The organism is Lysinibacillus sp. FSL K6-0102 (assembly GCF_038003545.1).
Lineage (GTDB): Bacteria > Bacillota > Bacilli > Bacillales_A > Planococcaceae > Lysinibacillus > Lysinibacillus capsici.
On record NZ_JBBOPH010000001.1, the window covers coordinates 1943973 to 1968638 of the forward strand.

Below are 24666 nucleotides of genomic sequence, written 5' to 3' on the forward strand. Positions count from 1 at the left end.
GCACAGCCTCGTGCAATCCCTTTATTAATTAATTTATGGAATCAATCTGTGCCTTAATCGTTCGATAGACTTCCTCAATTTTTCGTTTATAGGGCAAATCCACTAAATCCAGTGAATCTGTATAGGCCATTTTTGCAATTTCATAGGCTGTTGTTAGCTCACCAAAATGTGCATAGCAAAGGGCTTTATAGGAAAAGCATTCATTTAAGCTTAAAATATCATATGGATGATTAATATAGATCGGTCTGTGTTTATACTGTTCGAATGCAGCCTTCGCCTCCTCATATTGTCCAAGTAAATATAAGGATTTTCCTTTTTCAGCATAGTAAAAGTTTGGATCTAGCTTGTCTAAATAATCATCGTGTCTAAGCTGATAAAAACGTTCTATTTCAATCAGAGCCTGCTCATAATTATTGCTGTAATTATTACAATAATGTGCCTTCAATACAAAAATAAAAGCATCAACCTCAACACGTTCAGCAAATGCCTGATATTGCTCCAGTTTCATAAACATATGATTGGTTTGTTCAAAATCACGATCAATCATGGCACAATAGGCACCAATTCTGTACATATTATCAATCTGATAGAACAGTTGGTTTTTATGAGCATTGGCAATCGTCTCTTGAATTAATTTTTTCCCTTCCTCATGCTCACCAATTGCAAGTTGGAAAATACTTGTATAATAAGTCATTAATAAGGCATCACGAGAATCGAGCTGATAGTCCTCTTGTTCGATAATTTCCTTTGCCTGTAAGATACGATCGTACGCCAATGTATATTGACGTTTTGCTGCTAAAATAGCCATCTCGAGGATAAAGGTTTTGAACCAATGGCTGAGTAAATTAATTTCCTTAAAAATAGTGCGGGCTTGCTGAAGCGGGACTTCCCATGTTGTTAATCCAGCTTCATACTGGGCATCTGCGTAAATATACAATAAACGGCCAGCTTCATAACTTTGAGGCAGGCCCTCCACAGACGGCTTAATTAAATCGACAATTTCTTGATGATGATGAGCATCACCACGTTTTACTTCTGCAAATAAACTTTCCACCTGCTCTAATAGCTGGCGTATGGAGGATGGGGTTACTTCTTCCAGTAATTCACTAGCTTTTACACCTAAACGTTCAGCAATATAGTCAAGGCTTTCCATAGAAGGCTTAGCCTTATCATTTTCTATTTGGCTTAACATTCCTTTAGTTAGACGATCACCGGCAAGTGCCTCTAATGTTAATTTTTGTTCTTTCCTTAATTTGCGAATTCGTGTGCCTAAAGAGTCCACTGCCTCGCCTCCTTTTGTTTAATTATATTAAACTTTTGCTTGCATGAAAAGAGGGAGCTGTGGTATATTTTGTTTAACATAATTAAACTTTTTAATTTAGTTAAATAATGGAGGGATTTAGATGAATGAAGCGGAAAAATTAAAAAAGGCGACCTATCACTTATGGACGTTCACGGCGAGTAAAATGATTGCCATGTTAGGTGCAAACGTCATGGCATTCGGTATTAGCTTGTATATTTTAGCGATGACTGGGTCGGCAATGAGCTTCGCTACCAATATGATTTGTTCAGTATTACCACGCGCACTTGTGGCACCCTTAGCAGGCTATGTCGCAGATAATTTTTCAAAAAAACGCACAATATTAATAGCACAGGCAGGAACCATTTTGACAGTAGGGGGATTACTGCTTTATACAGAAACAGTAGGAATGTCCGTTTATGCTATATACATAGCTACTGTTTTTAATACGATTTGCTCAGCCTTTTCTGGTGTAACGTTTTCATCAGCAATTGCCACACTTGTCAATCCAGAGAGATTACAACGTGCGATGTCATTTAACCAAATGTCAATGTCCGTAGCTGCAATTGGAGGACCAGTCATTGGTGGTATGATGTATGGATTTTTTAATATGGATGTATTTTTAATGGTGAATATGGTGGCCTATGCGATTGCCTTTTGTTTAGAGGCAACAATGGATTTTAACCTTTATAGTACAAGAGGGGAAGATACGAAAAAAGAAAAGATGTGGGGAGGGCTGAAAAGTGGTTTTCATTATATCAAGCAACGTAACGTCATTAAGACCATTATGTGGGTAGCATTGTGGATCAACCTATTCTTTTCTGCCATCGCTGTTGGAGGAACGTACATCATTATTGAATTGCTAAAAGTAGAATCCACACACTTTGGCTTTATTGAAGCGTCTGGTGCATTAGGTATGCTCTTAGCATCCCTTTATTTCGCAACAAGATCTGAAGTAAAGGTACCTTTACGCTTTTCGAAAATCAGCTTATTACTATTGGCGGGAAGTGTTGGCTTAGCAGTCATCCCTTTAGTTACTGATTTTTCCTATATAGCTATTGTGATCTTCTATCTCATCATTTACTTTATTTTCGCAATTTTCGAAATGGGGATAAATATGCCCATCGGGGTGTATTTGCAAAAAATCATTGCGGAAGAGTACCGTGGGCGTGTTTTTGGGCTAATGGAGACGATGGCGATGTCCATGATGCCGATTGGTATGGTAGTCTATGGCATGTTATATGATACATTACCAGCAACTATTATTTTACCAGTAACGAGTGTCATTATTATTATCATTTCACTTGTGATGCTACGCTCATCTATTTTAAAAGAGGCACATCCAGAGTATTATGAAAAAGCAGCTCTCCCAGAAGGGGTCGCGAACACAACAACTTAAAATAACGAGGCTGGGACAGAACTCGATTATATTGAAAAACAATAAAAATGGATATTAGCTTTTTCACTTTAAGAAGTTAAATATGCCTTCCTAAATCAAAAAAATGTTAGACTAATTATATCTTGGTCTAACATTTTTTCTTTTAATAGGCTAATTTGATTACTACGGCTAGCTAGTATGAAAGATAAGGAAAAGCCCCTTTTGCAGAATGGTTGATTGGAGTGGAGCCAGCGTCACTCCTAGGGGATTGAGCGTCACAGAGGAGACCCTGGAGCGAACGGAAGTGAGTGAAGCGGCTCATCGGACGCCCCCTGGAAAGGACGCTGGCGGAACGGAAATCAACCCCTCACCTTGCAAAGTTGCTTTTTCTGCAGTTGACATCATCTTTTTCAACAACAAGAACAGGCATGCGGTGAAATGCCTTTACTGATCATCAATAACAATATAGGTTGCTTGAATAGGGCCATGGACACCAACGATAAGAATCATTTCGATATCGGCTGAGTTACTTGGTCCCGTAACAAAGTTGATACAGGAAGCAATTTTTTCACCCTGACGGATTTTTTCACTAATCCAACGAGCTGCCTGTGTCATACGAGGCACAATTGTACTTTTAGGAATGATAATGATCGACTTTTCAGGTAAAAAGCTAATGCTTCTCCCTCTATCTTTGCTACTAAAAAGCACGGCAGTTCCCGATTCTGCTAACGTCATTTCACTAATTGTCACGCCAATATTAGCTTTTTCAGCTTGACGGATATTTTCCTCAGGTTGCTGTGAATCCCATTCATAAAGCTGAATATTGGCTTGTGGCCATTGTTCGTTCATAAGTGCGGATAATCCGTAGTCCTGGAACCGTTTATCCTTCCATGTAATAACAGACTGACCTCCATACTTGTCAACAACGTCCTGTAAATCCTCTGGAAGTGTCGCAGTATTAGAAATGACAATATTGGTATGGATGTTGGCACACTGCTTAATTAATATTTCCACCAATTCATCCTTTGTCGCATCTTTGAGCACACGATCTTGTGGCTGATACTGCCAAGTTGGTCGTGGTAGTTCTGTCTTAGGCGAACGTCCGAGCTGCTTCGCAATATTTGCTAAAAATGTTTCTCGACGCTGAATCATACCAGTCATTATTGCCCGCCTCCTTTTGTACGATGCTTCATCCAGTCTCTAAAGCTGTCTTTACTTGGTGCAGGGAAATCCCTTGCCTCAGTCCATGCTTTTAATGGGCCTGGACCATTAGAAATAGTCTTGTTTTTGATAAATGGAGACATGGCAGGTGCAGCCATTTTTGTCGCCATTTTATAAAGGGTAGGGGAGGAAGCCCCTAGACCAAATGCCTTCATTAAAAGCTTTTCAGAGATAGGTGCCTTGCCCTCATTTTCAACAATAACCTGACGATGGCGATGAATGAGCTGATGTAATGGAATTTTAACAGGGCATGCATCTGTACAAGCACCGCACAATGTAGAAGCATAGGGCAGTTCTTTAAAATCATCGTAGCCTCCTAAAAGTGGAGAGAGCACAACACCTACAGGTCCAGAGTAGATAGAGCCATACGTATGCCCACCAACATGACGATAGACAGGGCAAGCATTAACACAGGCAGCACAGCGAATGCATTGTAAAATAGGCTGGAATTCACTACCTAAAATAGCCGAGCGTCCATTATCAACAATAACTAAATGAAATTCCTCTGGTCCATCCGTATCCTCTTCGTCCTTTACGCCTGTTAACGTTGTAATATAGCTCGTTAGCTTTTGACCGACAGCACTTCTTGTTAATAAACTAACAAGGACCTCCATTTCTTCAAATGTAGGAACTATTCTTTCCATTCCCATAACTGTGATTTGTGTTTTTGGTAGCGCTGTTACTAAATCAGCATTGCCCTCATTCGTAACGAGTGTAATCGATCCACTTTCAGCAATAGCAAAATTACAGCCTGTAATACCAATATCGGCTGTTAAATATTCCTGTCTTAATTTTTCACGTACATAAAGGGCAAGTTCCTCTGGCTTTTCTGTTTGACTGTAGCCTTGTTTTTCCTTAAAAACATCTCGAATTTGCTCCTTATTTTTATGCAAGGCTGGCGCCACAATATGCGAAGGGGGCTCGTGATCTGCCACCTGCAAAATATATTCACCTAGGTCTGTCTCAATCACTTCACAACCAAGCGCTTCTAAAGCCGTATTTAAGTTAATTTCTTCTGTTACCATTGATTTGGATTTCACAATTTTTGCTGCATTTTTCTTTTTAGCAATGCTTTGAATATAGTCGGTTGCTTCCTGTGCAGTTTGCGCAAAGAACACATGCCCACCTCGTTTGGCAACATTTTCACTTAATTGATAAAGGTAATAATCAAGATTTGCTAAAACATGCTTGCGAATTTCCTCTCCATGAGAACGCCATTCTTCCCAATGTCCTAATTCCTCTGCTTGTTGAAGGCGACGTGTTTGAAAACGTTCTTGGGCACTCGAAACCGCACGACGCATAAACTGATTATCTAGCTCTTTCGTGACACGTTGTTGAAACCGATCATCACTTGTTTTCATGGCCATGTTTATTTCCCCCTTTTATCGGCAATTTAACACTTCTGCAATATGCATCACTTTAATTGGCTTACCCTGACGTTGAATGCGACCACCGATATTCAATAAGCAGCCTGCGTCAGCTCCTATCAAAATGTCAGCGCCTGTTTCTTCCACATTCAGTACTTTTTCATTGACCATTTCTCCAGAAATATTGCCCATTTTAACTGAAAATGTGCCACCAAATCCGCAGCATCGATCCTTACCAGGGAGATCCACATAATGCAAGCCCTTGACGTTCTTTAATAATTGGAAGGGTGCCTCTGTTACACCAAGTAATCTTGTCATATGGCATGACGTATGATAAGTAGCTTTACCTTCTAGATACGCTCCTACATCTTCTATCTTTAATACGTTGACAATAAACTCTGTGAATTCATAGGTTTTAGCTGCTAATGCTTGCGCTTTTGGCTCCCATATGGGGTCTCCTTTAAAAACTTCTGGATATTCCTTCAACATATAAGCGCAGGAACCAGAGGGAGAGACTACATATTCAGCATGCTCAAAGGCTGTGATCATTTTTTTCATCGCATTTTTCGATTCTTCGACATAGCCGCTATTGTAAGCAGGCTGTCCACAGCAAATTTGATCCTCTGGAAAGTCGATGTCACAGCCAAGTCTTTCTAATACTTCAACAACTGCTTTTCCCACATCCCCTTGAAACATATCCACTAAGCAAGTGGCGAATAGTGTGACTTTCATATTTCATCGCTCCTTTTATAAACAACTGGTCATCAGATGACTTTTCGATAATTTAATCTTACAACAAATTTGAAAAAGTGAAAACGTTTTTTTTATGAATTTTCAGAAAAGAAAAACTACCTAGCTTGTACTAGATAGTGTTTAGTGTGAATTGGATTCTGTTGTTTCGAAATATTGTAATAGCACTTTTTCAACGTTGCTTAAATGAGATGCCATTGCATGTTTGGCTAGCTCTTCGTTTTGCTGTTTAATCGCGAGGAAAATCTGCATATGTTCATCATATAATTGTTCGCTCGTTGTTTTTTGTGAATACAACCAAATTCGCCGTGTCTCTTTCATCGTTTCGATCATTAAACCAGAAATTTGATCTAAAATTGTAGTGAGTAGGGGATTTTGAGAGGCATTGGAAATTGCTGCATGAAATTGATAATCTGCTTTTTCACCAAGCTCGCCATCACCATGTGCCTGCTTCATATCCTCTAAAATTTGTACCATTGCCTGAATATCCTGATCTGTACGTTGGAGGGCTGCACGTCCTGCTGCTCCCACTTCAATAATTTTGCGCACTTCTAGTAAATGAGCAATATCCTGTCTATTCGTTAACATAGCGGTGGATAAAGGAAAGTCAAGCTGATGGGCTGGCACACTTTTGACAAACGTTCCAGAGCCTTGTTTGATTTCAATCAATCCCATTGCTTTTAATGCAGATAATGCCTCCCGTACAGCGGAACGACTCACTTGTAATTGCTCGGCAAGCTGCTCAACTGAGTCAAGCCGATCACCTGGCTTTAGGACACCAGCTCTTATTTTTTCATGCAAGATTTCGGATACTTCTTCATAGATCTTTTTTGGTCTAATCTTTCTTAATTCCAAGGGCTACACCTCTTTTTTCGCTCATTTGCTATCATCATTATACATGAAAATAAGTCATTTACTCATGGTTTACCATGAACACTTTGTGTAGAGTAGAGGACTGTCGAAATTTAAAGAAATAATAATGAAACATATAATAAGGTCATCTGATGACTGTATATCCAGATGATTTAAAAGATGAGTGTAAAATAAATAGTTTCTTACTATAACATGGGCGTGATAGTGTCTATGAAAAACAGAAGCTTCTTTCAACATTAATGACAAGTAATCGACACTGTCAAGAAAAAGGTAGAAAAATTAGCTATACTCTTTTTGAATAAGGGGGAAGATTGGCGGATTTTGTTGACAGAAAATCAACAGGAGCGCATAATGCAGAAGTAGCTTGGTGGGACTTCTCAAAAATCTCATCATTTTGCCATGAAACGTTCACAAACTAGAAGGGCGCTTTTTATTTTGTTTTTTGGTACGATGGATGCAGTAACTGTAAGGAGCGAATAAAAAATATGGGATCTGATATTAACGTATTTTTAGCTTTTGGTGCAGGGTTCTTAAGTTTTATTTCACCATGTACTCTTCCACTATATCCAGCATTTTTATCGTACATAACGGGTATGACATTAGATGAGCTAAAATCAGAAAAAGGTATGCTACAAAAACGTGCCATTTTCCACACACTATTCTTTTTACTAGGCTTTTCCATTATCTTTATCATTATTGGACTAAGTGCTTCATATGCAGCAGAATTCTTCCTAAATTATCAAACATTATTACGACAGGTTGGGGCTATTTTAATCGTCGTATTCGGTTTAATGATTGTGGGATTATTGCAGATAGACTTCTTAATGAAGGATCGAAAGTTCCAATTTAAAAATAGACCATCTGGCTATTTTGGGTCTGTCTTAATTGGTATTGCCTTTGCGGCAGGCTGGACACCATGTACAGGACCAATCCTTGCATCGATTATCATGTTAGCAAGTACAAACCCAGGTGCGGGCTTTAGCTATATGTTTGCGTATTATTTAGGATTCGCCATTCCATTCTTCGTGCTATCTTTCTTCATTTCACGAATGACTTGGATTCGTACACACAGCCAGAAAATTGTAAAAATCGGCGGTTACATCATGATTGCCGTTGGGATTTTATTATTCTTTGATGGCTTAACGTATATTACACGCGTTTTACAGCCTATTTTCGGTGGATTTACAGGGTTTTAATTTGTTAAACTAAAGAGGCATACCGAACTTTAACGTGGAGGGAGATGAACATGTGCCTACAGTTTTAGTAGTAGATGATACGCTATTTATGCGTGTTGCAATCAGTAATATGTTTACAGAATGGGGCTATGAGGTAGTCGGTAAGGCAGTAAATGGTAAGGAAGCTGTGGCGATGTATCGTGAGTTACAACCAGATTTAGTCACAATGGATGTAACGATGCCCGTTATGACAGGTATTGCAGCCGTAAAAAAAATCATCCCAGAATTTCCAGATGCAAAAATCATTATGGTAACAGCATTAGGGCAGCAAAAATTAATCGTAGAAGCGATTGAGAGTGGGGCAAAGGATTTTATTACAAAGCCTTTCGAGCCAGAACGATTAAAGGCTGTTGCTGATCAATTACTTGGACAAAATTGTTAATTAGACATTAGAGGAGGATTTTTTTATGTTAAGCAGCATCCCTTCTCACTATTATGTTATAGGGTCGACCATTATGGCCATTCTTATGGGGAGCTTTGTGATGGTCATACGAATGAGAGCTTCCAAAATGCCGACAAATGAGAAGAAAATTATTATTCCACCAATAGCGATGTCCTCAGGTGCACTGATGTTTTTATTCGAGCAATTCCGTGTACCACCGATGCAAATCTTAGAGGCGGCAGCTGTAGGAATGGTATTCTCGACAATATTAATTGCTACTTCTAAATTTGAAGTAAAGGGTCGAGATATTTATTTAAAACGTTCAAAAGCATTCGCTTTTATATTAATCGGATTGTTAATATTCCGAGTGGTGGCGAAAATGATTTTAAGTAGCTCCATCGATGTCGGTGAATTAGCAGGTATGTTCTGGATATTAGCCTTTGCCATGTTAGTACCATGGCGTATCGCAATGCTAATCCAGTTTAAACGCGTCAAAAAAACAATTCCAAAACTACACTAGTGCTGAAGCTAGTGTAGTTTTTTTATGCATTTAAGCGCTGGAGGAACTGGATAGCCTTATAAAAGTGACGGATAAAGCAGCAAAGCGCGGATAGAAGTCCAAAAAAAGAGGATAAAGCTTGCAAAGTGCAGGATAGCCTCATAAAAGTGGCGGATAGAATCCCAAAAGTAGAGGATAGAGCAGCAATGCGCGGCTAGAGGTCCAAATGAAGAGGATAAAGCTAGCAAAGTGGAGGATAGCTTCATAAAAGTAGCGGATAGAGCAGCAAAGCGCGGTTAGAAGTCCAACTAAAGAGGAAAAAGCTAGCAAAGTGCAGGATAGCCTCATAAAAGTGGCGGATAGAATCCCAAAAGTAGAGGATAGAGCAGCAAAGCGCGGTTAGAAGTCCAAATGAAGAGGATAAAGCTAGCAAAGTGCAAGATAGCTTCATAAAAGTGGCGGATAAAAATTCAAAAGTAGAGGATAGAGCAGCAAAGCGCGGTTAGAAGTCCAACTAAAGAGGATAAAGCTAGAAAAGTGCAGGATAGCCTCATAAAAGTGGCGGATAAAAACTCAAAAGTAGAGGATAGAGCAGTAATGCGCGGTTAGAGGTCCAACTAAAGAGGATAAAGCTAGGAAAGTGCAGGATAGCATCTTAAAAGTAGCAGATAGAATCTCAAAAGTAGAGGATAGAGCAGCAAAGCGCGGTTAGAGGTCCAACTAAAGAGGATAAAGCTAGGAAAGTGCAGGATAGCTTCTTAGGACAATAATCCCATAGTTAAGTAAAAACGCTGCACAAAGATTTGTGCAGCGTTTACTCATTCGAATAGATGTTCATAGGGGGAGATGTCAATTTGCATTTGCTCTAATTTTTTGCGTAAAAATTTGTGATCGCGTTTTGGTGTTGCTTGGATATAGCCGCGAATAATGAGGTCATTGTTAATAGCAGCTGCTTTTTCTTCTAATGCGAGCTCGCCAATTTTTCCTGCAATTTTTTCCTTCGCCACTTGTCTAAAAAGCTCAGGGACGGGGCTTACGAGTTCATAGAGTAATTCTTTTTCAGCTTGTCCCCACAAGTGAACGGTTTTATCTAAATAATATTCTTGCCAATCTAAATCTGATTTTCCATCCTGCTTTGGGAGTGCCTTTAAAAATTTGCGGAACATGAAGAATCCGCCAATAGCCATCAATGAAATGAGGACGACAACCCAAAATAAAATAAACCATAAAAACCAACCTTGTAACAAATCGTTCACCTCTTTGCCTTCTCTCACTCTATTATAAAAGCTTCCGAAAAAAAATTCATCCTTAATGTCCCTTTTTTAGCAATTCGCCTTTATATAGTGTGCAGAAAGGAGGTGATGCTACATGGCTAATGTTAACTTTGTAAATGCTACACTGCGTCTCAAGTATGTGGATGGCTATGATGAGAACAATGAGCCTACGTTCACCACGAAATCGTATCGAAATATTAACAACACACATAGCGCGGACGATTTGTTAGCTGTTGCTTATGCTATTGCTAGTCTTTCATCACAATCACTGGCTGGCATTGCGAAACAGGAAACACACGATTTATCTTAAGGAGGGACCACAGAATGACACAAGTTCTAGAATTGCAATTTGCCACAACTGATGGGAAAACGACAACCCTTTCGATTGATGCACCGAAGCCGAATATCACGGTGACTGACATTCAGCAGGCAATGACAACGATTATGGCTAAAAATGTTTTTACCGGGCAAGGTGGTGCACTGTCAGCCATCAAGGGAGCTCGTATTGTAGATCGTCAAGTCACAGAATTTGAAGTAGTAACAGAATAATTCAAAAATGGTCTTTGCTACGAGAAGTGCAAAGACCATTTTTAACGTGAGAGAGGAGGAGAAGGATGGAACAGTGGTTGAACATGATATCCGATATCGGTTTTCCGATTTTAGTGTCATTTTATTTATTACACCGCGTCGAAGTAAAGCTTGATGCGATTCATGCTGCACTCGTTTCATTAAAATGAAATGGATTTCACAAAGATGTACGAAAGCTGTCACTTAGAAGTTCTTGTCAACGCTTACAACCTACGTTAGGATGGGGATAGTGTAGGTTAGGGAGAGTGTTGACATGAAACGTAAATTAATAGGGCTAGTGCTGCTGTTAGCCTGTGCATCTGTGCTAGGCGCATGTGGAAACTCAAAATTTAAAGCAGATTATAGTCTAGAAATACCCGATTTTGAACATGTTAATCAACGTGGTGAAACGGTTTCGCTTGAAAGCTTAAAAGGTAAGCCTTGGATTGGTATGTATATTTTCACAAACTGTGTGTCCATCTGCCCGCCCATGTCATTAAACATGGCACAAGTCCAAGAAAAGCTTCAGAAAAAAGGAGTAGAGGACTATAACATCGTTGCCTTTTCAGTAGATCCAGATGTTGATCAACCAGATGTGTTAGCGGATTATCTTAGTAAATACAATGTTCCAGATGAATCTAAATGGAACCTTCTTACAGGGTATTCACAGAAATATATCGAACAATTTGCGGTGAAAAATACAAAGATTTTAGTGAAAAACGACCCTAACAGTGACCAAGTCATTCATGGCAATCAATTTTTCTTAGTCGATAAAGATGGTGTCCTCGTCAAAATGTATAATGGTTATGCTGAAAACATTGAAGATGTACCGATTGATACGATAGCTTCTGATATCGAAACATATATTGATGAAAATTTATAAAGTAACAGTAAACCGTCTCAAATGGTTGAGGCGGTTTTTTTATGTATTTTTCTATCTGGAAAAATAATCTTTTTCTGGTTGTGAGTCGTTTATAGTGTAGAAGGAGGATGATGGCGTGTCTGATCATGAAAATTTCGAGCAGTTAATGGCTATACATACGGAGCAATTGTTTCGAATTGCTTATTACTATACAAAGGATTTACAAATAGCCGAGGATATTGTACAGGATGTGTTTATTAAGTTCTATCATCAAAAACAATATGAGGAACGAGGAGAGATGAAGGCATACTTAGCCCGCATGACAATCAATAAATGCAAAGATTATTTAAAAAGCTGGGCATACAGAAAAATAACATTTCAGCATAAATTTTTTACCAAACAAAAATCAACATTGCCGGACACACTGATTCGTCAAGATGAACAAGCACTGTTAGATGATGCCATTTTAAGCTTACCTCTCAAACCACGAGAAGCAATTGTCTATTTTTACTTGGAGGAGATGACGATTAAAGAGATTGCGGAGCTACTTGCGATTCCTGAAGGTACTGTGAAATCACGTTTAAAGAAAGGAAAGGAGCTATTAAAAATAGAGTTACAACATATTGAATGGGAGGTGCTTTTCCATGGATAAGCATACAATGCAGGTACTACAAGATGTTTCAGCACATAAGGAAGCCATTATTCATAAGGTTCGACAACAAATTCAGCAAGAGCCTGTTATGCCCAAGCCAAGATGGACATATCGTGCCGTTACGATAATGATTACCTGCTCTATTTTACTATTTATTGCCTGGCAAGCCGCAAAACCGATGGATGAGCTGGCGACACAGGATGAAGGGGTAACACCTACATTCACGGATTTATTTCAAACAGAAGTGGAGGGAAAAGCCACAGCATACAGTAATTTTCTTCCACTTGCTAATTATTTAAGTCAGGCAAAACATATCCAATATTATGCACCACTTCAAGGTTTAGAGGCGATGCAATCAGTAGCAACATCACTGGAGGATGTCGTTCATCTCACTGATCCTGAAAATTTACCATTTCAACCAAATATACATGAGGTCTATGCAATTTCAGCAAAAATGGAGGATGGTAGCCAACAAACACAATTTCAATTTAGCTATAAAGAAAAATCCTCCACTGGGGTGGATTTACAATTTATTAATTTTACCGTGACAAATGTAAAGTATAATCCCTTAGCGAGCTATGTGAAGTCGAAAAATATGGAAGAAACTTTAGGGATGAAAGTTTCGAATATAGGCTTAAATTTTATGAATCCCCTGTTTTATCGGGAGATGTCACCAGAACGAGGTTATGTATATACTTATTATAATTATGATGAGACGGATAAGCGAATCTTTCAAATGACTACTAGAGCCAATGAGTTTTATTCTTACTATAACGGCTATGTTTATCATATCGGGTATCAACTTGATGGAGAACCACAGGAGGTTCAAGAAAAAATGGCGATCCTTGCAAAAGATTTTATTCTTGGCGAATAAGTCATGAGACATTTCAATTGAGCTATAATAGAATGATAGAAAAGAGGGGATGGAGGTTCGACTATGACAATTGCACAAACCTATTTACAAGTTGTTCAGAAAAGATTTCAAAGTGTGAAAGAGCTAGGGGATAAAACACTTGCCCAAATGGAAGAGGCACAATTGCACTGGGCATACAATGAAGAATCCAATAGTATTGCAGTGATTGTAAAGCATATAAGTGGAAATATGGTTTCCCGCTGGACAGATTTTTTAACGACAGATGGAGAAAAGCCAACGAGAAATCGAGATGATGAGTTTGAGGATAGTCTTCACACCAAAGAAGCAATCATCTCAGCTTGGGACAAGGGGTGGCAAGTGTTTTTAGAGGCCTTGGCGAGTTTAACAGAATCCGATTTACAGGGACATGTCACGATTAGAGGGGAGCGGCTAGCAGTCATTGATGCTATTGAAAGACAAATGGCACACTATGCACAGCACGTCGGTCAAATCATTTATATCGCCAAATTGGTAAAGGGCTCTGATTGGCAAACACTCAGTATTCCTAAAGGACAGTCACAAGCTTTTACTGAAGCCATGCTAGATAAACATCAACGCTAAAGAAGAAAGATCGTAGCCAAGTAGTAGGTGCTACGATCTTTTTTCTGCTAAATAGAGCTTGTATAAGGCTGTTTCTAGGTCGGTCGCTTGAGCGAGTTCAAATGCCTCCTGCTGACTTCTATGATTTGTGATTATCTCATAGAAAAAGTGAATTAGAAACATGAGATTAGCATTACCCTCAATATAATCATCAGGAGCTAGGTAGGAATGACAGCCACTCTCTAAAAAGGCTGTCGCTAGCTGCTGCCAGCCTAATGTACAGCCTGCCGCAATGACCTTGACACCCTGTAGCTGACAATAGGTTAAGACATCTTGAGGGTCAAAATAGATACTCCTTGGTTCATTTTCTTCATATACCTCTTCTCCTAGCTCAGGCAGACAAAATCGCCCCTCATCGCCGTGAAAGTTTAATAGCAAATAATCCATTTTGTGAGGAAGATCATTTCCAGATAAAATATCAATTAAATCATTTGGTCTGCCAATTAAATCGAGTGTCACTCCTGCACCAAAAGATTCCAGTGCTGCTCGAATGGCCATGGATTCAAAATCACAGTCAGGACCAACTACTAAATGTACGTATAATTCTGGTCTACTCATACATCATCACCTCTATTTAAGTATAGCTGAAACTTATTAGAGTAGTAAATCGTATATGACAATAATTACTATAAATGTAAAGTGGTAAAGGAGGTTATAAAGTGTACAAGAGTGGTTATATTCATACACTTATTCTGGGCATTGTCCTAAGTATAAGCACACTACTACTCTTCATTTACAATGAAAGGCAGCGGGAGGAGCTAGTGCCGCTGCATACTCCCATTCAATCAATTAAAGAGGCTTGGTATTTGTCTGGAAGTAATGGCAAAGAGCAATATTTATATCCATTAAAGCAAGTATTCTACGTCGACCGCTATGAGGTGAAAGATACAGATCGCCTTCAGCAAGTTTTACAAACTAAAAAGGACCTTAGCAGTCGACCAGCAGACCATGAAGCAGTAAGTGATTTATACATACGCTTCCATAATGGCAAGGAAACGGCCTTGAAAGTAATAGTCGAGGATGAACGATTCTTCCTAATGGATCAAAAAACAGGATTGTATTATGTACTGCAAGCACAAGAAGCTGAGGATTATTTTCATTTGTTAAATGAGAAAAGCAAAATGTCGTGGCTATTATTTATTGTTTATACAATTTTATTTTTTGGTCTTGTCTATATGCTTGTAAAGAAACTAATAGCCGCTAAATCCACAGAGAAAGAAAGCATTCCCTCCAATACGAGGGAAAAAAGATCACTAGCAGATTCTATTTATCCAGCCATCCTGCCCTTGGTCATCACATTCTCTATGCAGATTTATGGGGCTCAACATAGCTTACTATTACTGAGTGCGATGATGCTGACTTCAGGCATTCGAGAGTTTTTAGAAAAAAGAGGTCATTTTCTGAAAATGCTCCTACATCTTCCGCTCTTTTGGTGTTATCTCTATGGTTTCCAAATGATTACTTCCTATTTCAACTAGTAAAATAGTGGATATTATTGTCAATAGATTAGATGCGAAATTCTCATTATTGTTAAATTTTAGCGATAGTTTAGGAGGAGGAGCATAGATTTTATAGGCTAATAGGTTTAGGTAGGCTATACTCAAGTGGATTATAGAAGAATAGAGGGAATCATATGAGACTAACTGTGGAACGGAAATTGCAATTTGCTTTTGGTATTGTCCTCATCTTTTTACTGCTTATATCAGGGATTGCTATGTACTACTTGAATAATAATAATCAGACATTAGCAGAAATCGAAGACAATACGGAATTAATCCATTTATATCAAGATATCTCGTTCCAAACCGTACGAGCGAATGCGGCTATTCGTGGGTATATGTTATATGGCAAGGAAGAAATGCTCAACAATCATCATGAAATCCGAAATACCTTACATACGTCGATTAATCGACTTCAAGAAGTAGGCGATAGTAATCAAGATTTTGATCAATTTTTATCGCAGCTTGACGACTGGGAAAAGGCTATAGATGGGCAGATTGTGCCTCTTTATCAGCGAGGGGAACATCAGCAGGCACAACAAATGGCTTTACCGATTTTAGGTGAGGGCTCTCAGAAATTGGTTGTCTTTGGAAAAACGATGGCAACAGCTCAGCAAGAAGATATGCAGGCTCATATTGAGGCTACCAAGCAAAAAGGAGAAAGAAGTGGCCTGGAAATTATGATTCTAGTGGCTATTTCTCTACTTATAAGCATTATCATTGCAACACTATTTGGTAGACGAATCGCAAAAAATATTCAACAAACAGTAGTTGAAATGGATAAGTTTTCGGAAGGGAATTTGCATACGCATTTACAATTTAAAACCAAGGATGAGTTTGCACACTTAGCTGATTCCTTCAATAGTATGTCAGAAAAGCTTCGACTGATGATGAAACAAGTCGGAAACTCCTCTGAGCAAGTTGCCGCAACATCCGAACAGCTAACAGCAAGTAGCATGGAGGTTACACAGGCGACAGAGGTGGTAACAGAATCTATTCATGATATTGCACAAGGGATTGATCAGCAGGATACATTAACAAGTGATGTACGAAATTTATCTGCCCATATCTTGAAGAAAATGAATGATATTTCTACAAGCATACAAAGCGTGAATCAAGCAACAGTCAACACGAAAAATATGGCACAAACAGGTCGTTCTTCGGTACATGATGTTACAGCGCAAATGAATGAAATCTCTACTAACACAAGTGAGCTAAATACACGTGTACAAGATTTAGATGACAATACAGCGGCGATTGTATCAGCAGTAAATGTCATTAAGAGTATAGCGACACAGACCAATTTACTAGCAATCAATGCCTCTATTGAAGCCGCAAGGAGCGGGGAGCATGGGAAAGGCTTTGCGGTAGTAGCAGAGGAAGTCCGCAAGCTAGCAGATGAGTCAAATCTTGCTGCAGTCGATATTGAAAAAGTAGTGGCCCAAATTACAGATAGCACGAGGATTATCGAGGAAGATATGGTTAATAGTAATGATTCTGTCCATGTAGGTCGTGAAAAGGTTAATGTGGCAAGGGATAACTTTATACAAATTGATGATGCCATTAATGATGTACAAGCACAGACCGAGCTAGTAACGGCAGCCATTCAAGCAATTCATCAAGATATTGAAAAGTTAGTGCAGGAAATGGACTATATGAGTGAAGTGTCGATAAAATCAAGCCATCATGTGCAAAGTGTTGCAGCCTCTTCAGAGGAACAAAATGCAGCTATGGAGGAGGTAGCAGCAGCCTCTACCCATCTAGCAAAGATGGCAATAGACCTGCAAGAATCCATTCAATCGTTTAAATACTAAATTCAATTGACCCCTGTCTAGTTACAGGGGTTTTATTTGTCGGTAAAGCCTGAATAATATGAAAATCGTAAAAATGTTAGAAAAAATTTTTTTCGTCCGATAAAAGCTTTGGGAGAAATGTTAAGCAGATAAAGAGAGGGAGAGGTTTAGAAAAAATCAAAAGGAGATTGATATATGAAGAAACTATTTAGCAGTTTTAAGGGCAAGCTTTATACGCTATTCGCGCTAGTATTACTTATCCCTGTCATATCTGTTGGGAGTTTGTCTTATTTATCTGCAAAAGACTCGATTGAAGAAGAAATTTTATTTAGTGCCAATGAAAGTGTAGGCATTTTAAATAAGCTCATTGACAAAACAATTAGTGAGAAAATGAGTGACATCAATGTATTTAGTAGTGAAATAGATGCGCGTCAATATGAAGAAGCACAAGCTTCGATTGTGGCTAAATTTCAGCAATATACAAAGCTTAATGCAGATGTATTGAGTGTTTATATTGGCATGAATGACGGTCGATTTACACAGGAGCCAAAATTGAATGGTGCAGACTATAATCCATTAGATCGAGATTGGTATAAAGAGGCGACAGCTTTAAAAGGTGAAACCTTAATCACCAACCCTTACAAGGATGCGGGGACGGGTGATATGGTGGTAACAGTTGCTAAGCAGACGAAGGATCATGCTGGAGTTGTGGCAATCGATATTAAATTAACCGATCTTCAAAAAATTGCTGATTCAATTCGAATCGGAAAAAATGGGTATCCTTCAATTTTTGGAGAAGACAAGATGGTCATTTCACATCCTACACTTGAAGCGGGAGGAGAACTGAAAGAAAGTTTCCTTGATAAAATGTACGAAAGTCCATCAGGTACGTATGAATATGTCTTTAATGGTGATGATCGTCTATTATTCTATACGACAAATGAACTGACAAATTGGAAAATAACAGGAACGATTTTTGCTGAAGAAATTGATGAGTCTGCTTCCTCGATTTTATACCATACGATTCTAGTCCTCATAGCAGCAATTATCATCAGTTCCATCATTTTTTATTTTGTAATGAGGGCTGTCATTAAACCAATTAAAGCCTTAAAGGATAGTGCGGTTACGATCAGCAAAGGGGATCTCACGGAAATGGTAACGATTACGTCAAAAGATGAGATTGGCCAATTAGGACAAGCCTTTAATGATATGCAAGAAAGCTTACGGACACTAATACAAAAAATTGAACAAAATGCAGAGGAGGTTGCTTCTTCAGCAGAAGAGCTAACTGCCAATGCCAATCAGACAAGCATTGCAACAGAAAAAGTGGCGATTTCCATTCAGGATGTTGCAACAAGTGCTGATTCTCAAACGATTAGTGCCAATAAAAATGCAGCTTCTTTACATGAGCTTTCTACTGCCATTCTGCATATTGCTGAAATCTCCTCCGCTGTGACGGACCTTTCACAGCATGCGACATTACAGGCGGATGAAGGCGGACAAGCTGTTCAAAATACAAAAAATCAAATGCAATCCATTCATTTATCCGTAGCAGACTCCAATGCGAAAATCCAGACATTGCATGAACGCTCTCAGCAAATTACATCCATTTTAGATGTGATTACAAGCATTGCAGATCAAACAAATTTACTAGCTTTAAATGCAGCTATCGAAGCAGCGAGAGCAGGAGAGCATGGGAAAGGCTTTGCAGTCGTGGCAGACGAAGTGCGTAAGCTTGCAGAGCAATCACAGGAATCAGCTAAACAAATATTTGAGCTTATCCGAGGGATTCAGCAAGAAACGGAGCAATCTGTCAGTATTATGGCGAAGGTTACAGAGGATGTGCAAAGTGGATTGCATATTTCCGATGAAGCCATTGCAAAATTCCAAGTCATTATGACAAGTATGAATGAGATTACCCCTAAAATGGAGGAGGTCTCCTCAGCCTCTGAACAGATGTCTGCAGGTGTTCAAGAGGTAGCGGCAGTAACAGAAGATTTGGCATTCTCCGCGAAAGGCAATGCAGCGGCGTCTGAGGATGTAGCGGCATCAACAGAGGAACAATTAGCCTCAATGGAGGAAATCAATGCCTCTGCGCAAGCACTCGCACATATGGCGGATGAATTAAAGCTACTGATTAGTCAGTTTAAATATTAAAGCACAACGCCACTCCAAAATTTTGGGGTGGCGTTAAGTGTTGATTACTAGTAGAGCAAAGTAACCGTTTTTTATAAAATTACCATTTATTTAAATATCGAAAAAACGCCACTCTAATTTTAGAAGTGGCGTTCAGTATTTTATCGATCTTCTTCTTCCCAACAGTCTGTATTTTTTAAGGTTGGGATTGATTTTGCATAGAAGACAGGATTTTTTCCTGCTCTACGTTGCTCAGTAAAGTCGTCTAGCACGAGGAAGGCAATTTTACCGAGCATCATAATGATGGCGATATTGATAAGCGCCATCAGCCCCATAAAGAGGTCAGCGAGATTCCATACAAGCTGTACCTGTGCGATGGAGCCGAACATGACCATAACTAACACTAAAATTCGATAGCAAAACATCCAAGCTTTATGGGCATCCATAAATTCAATATTGGATTCACCATAATAATAATTACCAATAATCGAACTAAAAGCGAAGAAAATGATGGAGATGGCAATAAAATAAGGAGCCCAATCACCAACATGAACAGCTAAAGAATTTTGCGTCAAAATAATACCATCACTCTCACCTTTATCATATAAGCCCGCTAAAATAATGATAAAGGCAGTGGCTGTACAAATCATAATCGTATCAAAAAAGACACCTAAGCTTTGTACAAGTCCTTGTTTAGCAGGATGCGAAGTATTAGCAGTCGCAGCAGCATTCGGTACACTTCCCATCCCTGCTTCATTGGAAAATAAACCGCGACGTACGCCCTGCATGATTGCTGCCCCAATTGCGCCACCAGCAGCTTCCTGTAGGCCAAATGCATGAGTGAAAATTAATGAAAAAACATGTGGGATTTCCGATAAATTAGTCACCACTACAAAAAGAGCTACAAGTAAATAGAAGATGGCCATAACTGGAACAAGAACTTGTGTCACCTTTACAATTCGATGGACACCACCAAAAATAATTAATCCAGTTAAAATGACAAGTATAGCCCCGATAATCTTTGGATTTACATCGAAGGCTTCGCCGACTGAAGTGGCAATTGTGTTGGATTGCACAGCATTAAAAATAAAGCCAAAGCTTAATGTTAATAGAATACTAAAAATAATGCCAAGCTTTCGCTGACCTAATGCTTTCTCCATATAGTAGGCGGGCCCACCACGGAATGTATCGCCATCCTTCACTTTATAGATCTGTGCTAAGGTACTTTCAATGAAGGCAGTGGCCATCCCTAAAATCGCGATTATCCACATCCAAAATACTGCACCAGGACCGCCTACACCAATGGCTAAGGCTACCCCTGTAATATTTCCTGTGCCGACACGTGAAGCAGCACTAATGGTAAAGGCTTGGAACGGAGAAACCCCCGAATCGCCCTCTCTTTTTTCTACAATTAAACGAAACATTTCAGGAAAAAGACGAATTTGTACAAACTTCGTACCGAATGAAAAATATAGTCCTGCTGCTAAAAGTAAGATAATGAGGATATATGTCCATAAAATATTATTTCCACTGTCAACTATTGTTGAGATCCATTCCATAAGTTGTCCTCCTTTCACAATACGCTTTAGTCTACACTGTTTTTTTATTAAAAATCAACTTTTCTAAAATAATGAATTATACTAAAATTTTGATATTTATAATTTATTAATTGAGAAAACACATTTTATCTACTATTTTCCAATCCTTGTATATTATTTTTGGAAAATTTTCTTATTTTTGTGTGAGAGAGGCGTATAATAATAGAAAAAAAGGAGTGGTGTAGACATGAAAACAATCGGCTTAATTGGTGGGATGAGCTGGGAGTCATCTGCTGAATATTACAGACTTATCAATGAACAGGTTAAACATAGACTAGGGGGCTTACACTCTGCGAAATGTATTTTGTTTAGTGTAGATTTCCAGCAAATTGAGCATTTTCAAGCTAACGGTGAGTGGGACAAAGCAGGTGAGGTGCTAGCTCAAGCTGCACAAGCACTGGAGCGGGCAGGTGCAGACCTAGTCATCATTTGTACCAATACAATGCATAAGGTCATTGATGTTATCGAGCCTGCTATAACCATTCCTATTTTACATATTGCGGATGCCACAGCTAAGCAAATCAAAGAAGCGGGGCTACAGAAAATAGCGCTTCTTGGCACAAAGTACACGATGGAGCAAGCGTTTTATAAGGCAAGGGTAGAAAGCTTTGGCATAGAGGTGATCGTGCCTGACAGCAACGACCGAATGGAAGTAAACCGAATTATTTACGATGAATTGTGTCTTGGTACCATTGTACCAGCATCTAAAAGGTACTATAGCCAAGTGATCGAGGAGCTTGTACATGCAGGGGCGCAAGGGGTAATTTTGGGCTGTACGGAAATCGGCTTACTGATTCAGCAGGAGGATGTCAGCATTCCCGTGTTTGATACAACGGCTATCCATGCACAGGCTGCTGTGTTAATGGCGATTCAGGAGGATGCATAATATGCAGGGAAAAGTAAGACAATTGGGCATTGAAATTGGTGTGTTACCAGTTGGTCAGAAAAACTGCATCACCGATGTAGAAGGAGTTCAAGTGGGGCATGTGACATTGGATGAGCCATTAGATCAGAATGGGGCCTATGCGTGTACAGGCGTTACAGCTATTTTACCGCATGGAGGCAATGTATTTCAGCAAAAGGTAACAGCGGCAAGCTATGTACTAAATGGCTTTGGGAAAACAACGGGACTTGTGCAAGTGAATGAACTAGGTGTACTGGAATCGCCCATTATGTTAACCAATACTTTTGGCGTACCCGCTGTGACACAAGGTACATTAAGCTATATGCTTGATAGGAATGAAGACATTGGACTGACAACAGGAACCATTAATCTCGTTGTGGGCGAGTGTAATGATAGTTATCTTAATTCGATTCGAGCTTGTCCAGTGACACCTGCGCATGCCATAGAAGCCATTCGTCAAGCCTCTACAAAGACGGCACAGGAAGGCGCTGTTGGTGCAGGAAAAGGGATGATGTGTTTCGGCTACAAAGGAGGAATTGGTTCTTCCTCTCGCATCGTCAAAGTAGAATCAAATAAAGTGAACTATACAGTAGGCTGCCTAGTTCTTAGTAACTTTGGTCAAGACAGGGAGTTTTTAGCTGAGCATTACAAAGTCTCAACTATGCAAAACCAATCTACTCTATCACCAACAGATGGCTCCATTATCATTGTCCTTGCGACAGATGCCCCGCTAAGTAATCGACAATTAACACGTGTCATTAAACGCTGTGGTATCGGTTTGGGACGGACAGGCAGTCATTTTTCACATGGTAGTGGCGATATTGTGATTGGCTTCACGACGGCACATTGTATTCCTCATACCGCTGATCAGCTTATTGAGACTAGAACTCAGCTTCGTGAGGATCATCCCATCATGAATCAACTGTTTACAGCCGCAGCGGAAGCGACAGAGGAAGCGATACTAAATTCATTATCCCAAGCTAAGACAACAACTGGCCGCAATGGACATACAGTACAAGCTTACTCCTTTCAACAGGCATAAAAGAAAAGGCTATTGAAACAGCAATTGTGTTTCAATGGCTTTTTTTAGGCCACCAAACAGGTTTCGTTAATTTTTTAGCATGAGCGAGCTATAAGATGAATAAAATCCTTAATTAGAGGATATAAGTGGTTTTTCGACCCGTCAATTGCTGGAATATGTATCATTGTAAGAATATATCCATTATTTTGTAATTATTCTTTTTTTATCTAGTCAATGGTAGAGAGATATGATAACATTCAACTTAAAAAACTGAATTATCTAACTATTTAAAGGAGGGTTCTGTTATTATGAACCTTTTTCAACCGATAGCACCCTCTCTAAATGGAAGCCCCTCGCCATCACCAGTTGTCTGTGAAAACAATGAGCCGCTTATCCAGCTTACAGGTGCTCATCCTAGGATATTTATGGAACCCATCTACTATCAGCAACAGATTTCTAATAGTTTACGAGTTATACATGTAAGAGAAGGAGTCTATGAGCATTTGCAACAGGTGTTAACATTATTACCTCAAGAGTATTGCTTATTACTTTATGATGGCTATCGTCCATTTCAAGTACAGCAGCATTTGTTTAGCCATTTTTCTCAGCAATTAGCAAAAAGGATGCCGCAGTTAACATCACAAGAGATTGTGCAGGCGACCAAAAAATATGTAGCATTTCCAAGTAAAGATGCAGCCCATTTAGCCCCCCATTTAACAGGGGGTGCCATCGATGTAACACTGGCTGATGTTCATGGTAAAGCCCTCGATCTTGGGACAGCGTTTGATGAAATGAATGAAAAATCCGCGACCCGTTATTTTGAACAACATACGCATGAAAATCCGCTTGCCTGTCAGTACCGACGTTTGCTGTATAACTGTATGACACTTGCTGGATTTACGAACTATGCGGAGGAATGGTGGCATTATGATTATGGCAATGTGGCATGGGCTAGACGTGTTCAAGCACAGGCAGCGCATTACGGAGCAGTACACGCAACAATTCAAAATCACCATGTAAAGGAGTTTCGATTTCTATGAAAGTTTATATTAGTGCAGATATTGAAGGGATTACAGGTACAACTTCGTGGAGTGAGACCGAGTTAAACGCACCTGACTATCAGTTTTTCCAAAGACAAATGACACGTGAAGTAGAAGCTGCCATTGAAGGAGCGATAGCGGGGGGCGCAACCGAAATTTTAGTAAAGGACGCACATGATTCAGCCCGCAATCTAGACATTTCCAATTTACCAATCAACTGTAAAGTTATCCGTGGCTGGACATACGACCCTATGTGTATGGTAGCGGGTCTCGATAAAAGCTTCGATCGTGCTATTTTTATCGGCTATCACAGCAAGGGTGGCAGTGAGCGTAACCCACTAGCCCATACACTTTGCACATACGCGGATGTCAAAATCAATGGCGAATATGCGAGTGAATTTCTGATCAATACCTATGCAGCAGCCTTACACGGTGTTCCTGTGTCCTTTGTGAGTGGGGATGTGGGGTTGACAGAAGAGATTCAATCCGTAAACGAACACATTGTCACATTTGCTACTAAGGAAGGAATCGGCAATGCGACGATTAGTATCAGTCCACAACTAACTATCATGGAAACCAAGCGACTGGTAGAGTCTTCTATGAAGGTTCCTCGTACCGCATTACAGGTAACGTTGCCAGAACACTTTAGGGTAGAGCTTATTTATCGTGATCATACACGAGCCTATCGTAATTCATTTTATCCAAATGCCAAATTCAAACCGCATAATACCGTGGAGTTCATGACCCATGATTTTTATGAGGTGCTGCGTGTCCTGCAATTTTTAACATGATGGAAAGGTTT

26 protein-coding genes are annotated in these 24666 nt (G+C 39.5%); 18 read left to right on the forward strand and 8 right to left on the reverse strand.

The genetic code is table 11. From position 1 onward, the window contains the following. Positions 1-28: 28 nt before the first annotated feature. Positions 29-1282: a helix-turn-helix domain-containing protein gene (locus NYE73_RS09615; protein ID WP_259948710.1), complete on the reverse strand. Its 1254-nt coding sequence runs from the start codon at positions 1280-1282 to the stop codon at positions 29-31. A 121-nt stretch (positions 1283-1403) separates the two neighbouring features. Here NYE73_RS09615 and NYE73_RS09620 point away from each other — a divergent pair, with 121 nt between their 5' ends. Continuing rightward, a complete protein-coding gene (locus NYE73_RS09620) occupies positions 1404-2699 on the forward strand; it encodes an MFS transporter (RefSeq protein ID WP_259948713.1) in 1296 nt (431 codons plus the stop codon). 423 nt (positions 2700-3122) lie between these two features. Here the strand turns inward: NYE73_RS09620 and NYE73_RS09625 are convergent, their stop codons facing one another. The 4 genes from NYE73_RS09625 to NYE73_RS09640 form a co-directional block, all read right to left on the reverse strand. Further along, positions 3123-3839, reverse strand: a complete 717-nt coding sequence (locus NYE73_RS09625; RefSeq protein WP_066038257.1) for a LutC/YkgG family protein — start codon at positions 3837-3839, stop codon at positions 3123-3125. Continuing rightward, entirely contained in the window at positions 3839-5266 is a 1428-nt protein-coding gene (locus tag NYE73_RS09630) for a LutB/LldF family L-lactate oxidation iron-sulfur protein (protein WP_066038256.1), read from the reverse strand. The genes NYE73_RS09625 and NYE73_RS09630 overlap by 1 nt, the downstream gene beginning before the upstream one ends. A 15-nt stretch (positions 5267-5281) precedes the next feature. Continuing rightward, positions 5282-5998 carry a (Fe-S)-binding protein gene (locus NYE73_RS09635; RefSeq protein WP_115673934.1) on the reverse strand — a complete coding sequence of 239 codons (717 nt, stop codon included), beginning with the start codon at positions 5996-5998 and terminating at the stop codon, positions 5282-5284. Between the two features lie 141 nt (positions 5999-6139). Next, positions 6140-6871: a FadR/GntR family transcriptional regulator gene (locus tag NYE73_RS09640; protein ID WP_131519810.1), complete on the reverse strand. Its 732-nt coding sequence runs from the start codon at positions 6869-6871 to the stop codon at positions 6140-6142. A 503-nt stretch (positions 6872-7374) separates the two neighbouring features. On the opposite strand from NYE73_RS09640, the gene NYE73_RS09645 reads away from it, so the two are divergent. From NYE73_RS09645 to NYE73_RS09655, 3 genes are read left to right on the forward strand one after another with little or no spacing between them, the layout of a single operon-like run. Continuing rightward, positions 7375-8085 (forward strand): cytochrome c biogenesis CcdA family protein, encoded by a 711-nt coding sequence (locus tag NYE73_RS09645; protein WP_016995208.1) that lies wholly within the window; start codon positions 7375-7377, stop codon positions 8083-8085. A 34-nt stretch (positions 8086-8119) separates the two neighbouring features. After that, a complete protein-coding gene (locus NYE73_RS09650; RefSeq protein ID WP_004229473.1) occupies positions 8120-8506 on the forward strand; it encodes a response regulator in 387 nt (128 codons plus the stop codon). A 25-nt stretch (positions 8507-8531) separates the two neighbouring features. Beyond that, on the forward strand, positions 8532-9026 hold the full coding sequence (locus tag NYE73_RS09655) for a CcdC family protein (RefSeq protein ID WP_004229470.1): 495 nt from the start codon (positions 8532-8534) through the stop codon (positions 9024-9026). Between the two features lie 797 nt (positions 9027-9823). On the opposite strand, the gene NYE73_RS09660 is transcribed toward NYE73_RS09655, so the two are convergent. Next, entirely contained in the window at positions 9824-10252 is a 429-nt protein-coding gene (locus NYE73_RS09660; RefSeq protein WP_004229468.1) for a DUF2621 domain-containing protein, read from the reverse strand. A gap of 121 nt (positions 10253-10373) precedes the next feature. Here NYE73_RS09660 and NYE73_RS09665 point away from each other — a divergent pair, with 121 nt between their 5' ends. From NYE73_RS09665 to NYE73_RS09695, 7 genes are all read left to right on the forward strand, one after another. Beyond that, complete coding sequence (locus tag NYE73_RS09665; protein WP_004229465.1) at positions 10374-10589, forward strand: DUF1659 domain-containing protein; 216 nt, start codon at positions 10374-10376, stop codon at positions 10587-10589. 14 nt (positions 10590-10603) lie between these two features. Continuing rightward, positions 10604-10828 carry a DUF2922 domain-containing protein gene (locus NYE73_RS09670; RefSeq protein WP_131519811.1) on the forward strand — a complete coding sequence of 75 codons (225 nt, stop codon included), beginning with the start codon at positions 10604-10606 and terminating at the stop codon, positions 10826-10828. Positions 10829-10893: 65 nt separating this feature from the next. After that, positions 10894-11016, forward strand: a complete 123-nt coding sequence (locus NYE73_RS09675; RefSeq protein ID WP_004229459.1) for a YvrJ family protein — start codon at positions 10894-10896, stop codon at positions 11014-11016. Between the two features lie 104 nt (positions 11017-11120). Beyond that, complete coding sequence (locus NYE73_RS09680) at positions 11121-11729, forward strand: SCO family protein (RefSeq protein ID WP_054550847.1); 609 nt, start codon at positions 11121-11123, stop codon at positions 11727-11729. Positions 11730-11844: 115 nt separating this feature from the next. After that, positions 11845-12360, forward strand: a complete 516-nt coding sequence (locus NYE73_RS09685; protein WP_081011064.1) for an RNA polymerase sigma factor — start codon at positions 11845-11847, stop codon at positions 12358-12360. Beyond that, positions 12353-13234, forward strand: a complete 882-nt coding sequence (locus NYE73_RS09690) for a hypothetical protein (RefSeq protein WP_259948720.1) — start codon at positions 12353-12355, stop codon at positions 13232-13234. The genes NYE73_RS09685 and NYE73_RS09690 overlap by 8 nt, the downstream gene beginning before the upstream one ends. Positions 13235-13297: 63 nt before the next feature. Continuing rightward, the gene (locus tag NYE73_RS09695; protein WP_016992030.1) at positions 13298-13834 is read left to right on the forward strand and encodes a DUF1572 family protein; all 537 of its coding nucleotides are present in this window, start codon (positions 13298-13300) and stop codon (positions 13832-13834) included. Between the two features lie 30 nt (positions 13835-13864). Here the strand turns inward: NYE73_RS09695 and NYE73_RS09700 are convergent, their stop codons facing one another. Continuing rightward, positions 13865-14431, reverse strand: coding sequence for a hypothetical protein (locus tag NYE73_RS09700; RefSeq protein WP_004229454.1), 567 nt, complete (start codon positions 14429-14431; stop codon positions 13865-13867). A gap of 101 nt (positions 14432-14532) precedes the next feature. Between NYE73_RS09700 and NYE73_RS09705 the strand changes: the two genes are divergently transcribed. The 3 genes from NYE73_RS09705 to NYE73_RS09715 all read left to right on the forward strand — a co-directional run bounded on the left by NYE73_RS09705 (position 14533) and on the right by NYE73_RS09715 (position 19322). Then, complete coding sequence (locus tag NYE73_RS09705; RefSeq protein WP_259948724.1) at positions 14533-15351, forward strand: hypothetical protein; 819 nt, start codon at positions 14533-14535, stop codon at positions 15349-15351. A gap of 155 nt (positions 15352-15506) precedes the next feature. Further along, a complete protein-coding gene (locus NYE73_RS09710) occupies positions 15507-17186 on the forward strand; it encodes a methyl-accepting chemotaxis protein (protein WP_259948726.1) in 1680 nt (559 codons plus the stop codon). Between the two features lie 174 nt (positions 17187-17360). Then, complete coding sequence (locus tag NYE73_RS09715; protein ID WP_048390218.1) at positions 17361-19322, forward strand: methyl-accepting chemotaxis protein; 1962 nt, start codon at positions 17361-17363, stop codon at positions 19320-19322. 140 nt (positions 19323-19462) lie between these two features. Here NYE73_RS09715 and NYE73_RS09720 read toward each other — a convergent pair whose 3' ends face one another. Continuing rightward, positions 19463-20860 (reverse strand): alanine/glycine:cation symporter family protein, encoded by a 1398-nt coding sequence (locus tag NYE73_RS09720; RefSeq protein WP_259948729.1) that lies wholly within the window; start codon positions 20858-20860, stop codon positions 19463-19465. Positions 20861-21086: 226 nt separating this feature from the next. Here NYE73_RS09720 and NYE73_RS09725 point away from each other — a divergent pair, with 226 nt between their 5' ends. From NYE73_RS09725 to NYE73_RS09740, 4 genes are all read left to right on the forward strand, one after another. Next, positions 21087-21785, forward strand: a complete 699-nt coding sequence (locus tag NYE73_RS09725) for an aspartate/glutamate racemase family protein (RefSeq protein WP_054550854.1) — start codon at positions 21087-21089, stop codon at positions 21783-21785. 1 nt (position 21786) lies between these two features. Then, positions 21787-22845 carry a DmpA family aminopeptidase gene (locus tag NYE73_RS09730; RefSeq protein WP_259948733.1) on the forward strand — a complete coding sequence of 353 codons (1059 nt, stop codon included), beginning with the start codon at positions 21787-21789 and terminating at the stop codon, positions 22843-22845. 287 nt (positions 22846-23132) lie between these two features. Further along, positions 23133-23864, forward strand: coding sequence for a M15 family metallopeptidase (locus NYE73_RS09735; RefSeq protein ID WP_233732580.1), 732 nt, complete (start codon positions 23133-23135; stop codon positions 23862-23864). Then, a complete protein-coding gene (locus tag NYE73_RS09740; RefSeq protein ID WP_259948739.1) occupies positions 23861-24655 on the forward strand; it encodes a M55 family metallopeptidase in 795 nt (264 codons plus the stop codon). Before NYE73_RS09735 ends, NYE73_RS09740 begins: the two co-directional genes overlap by 4 nt. Positions 24656-24666 lie beyond the last annotated feature (11 nt).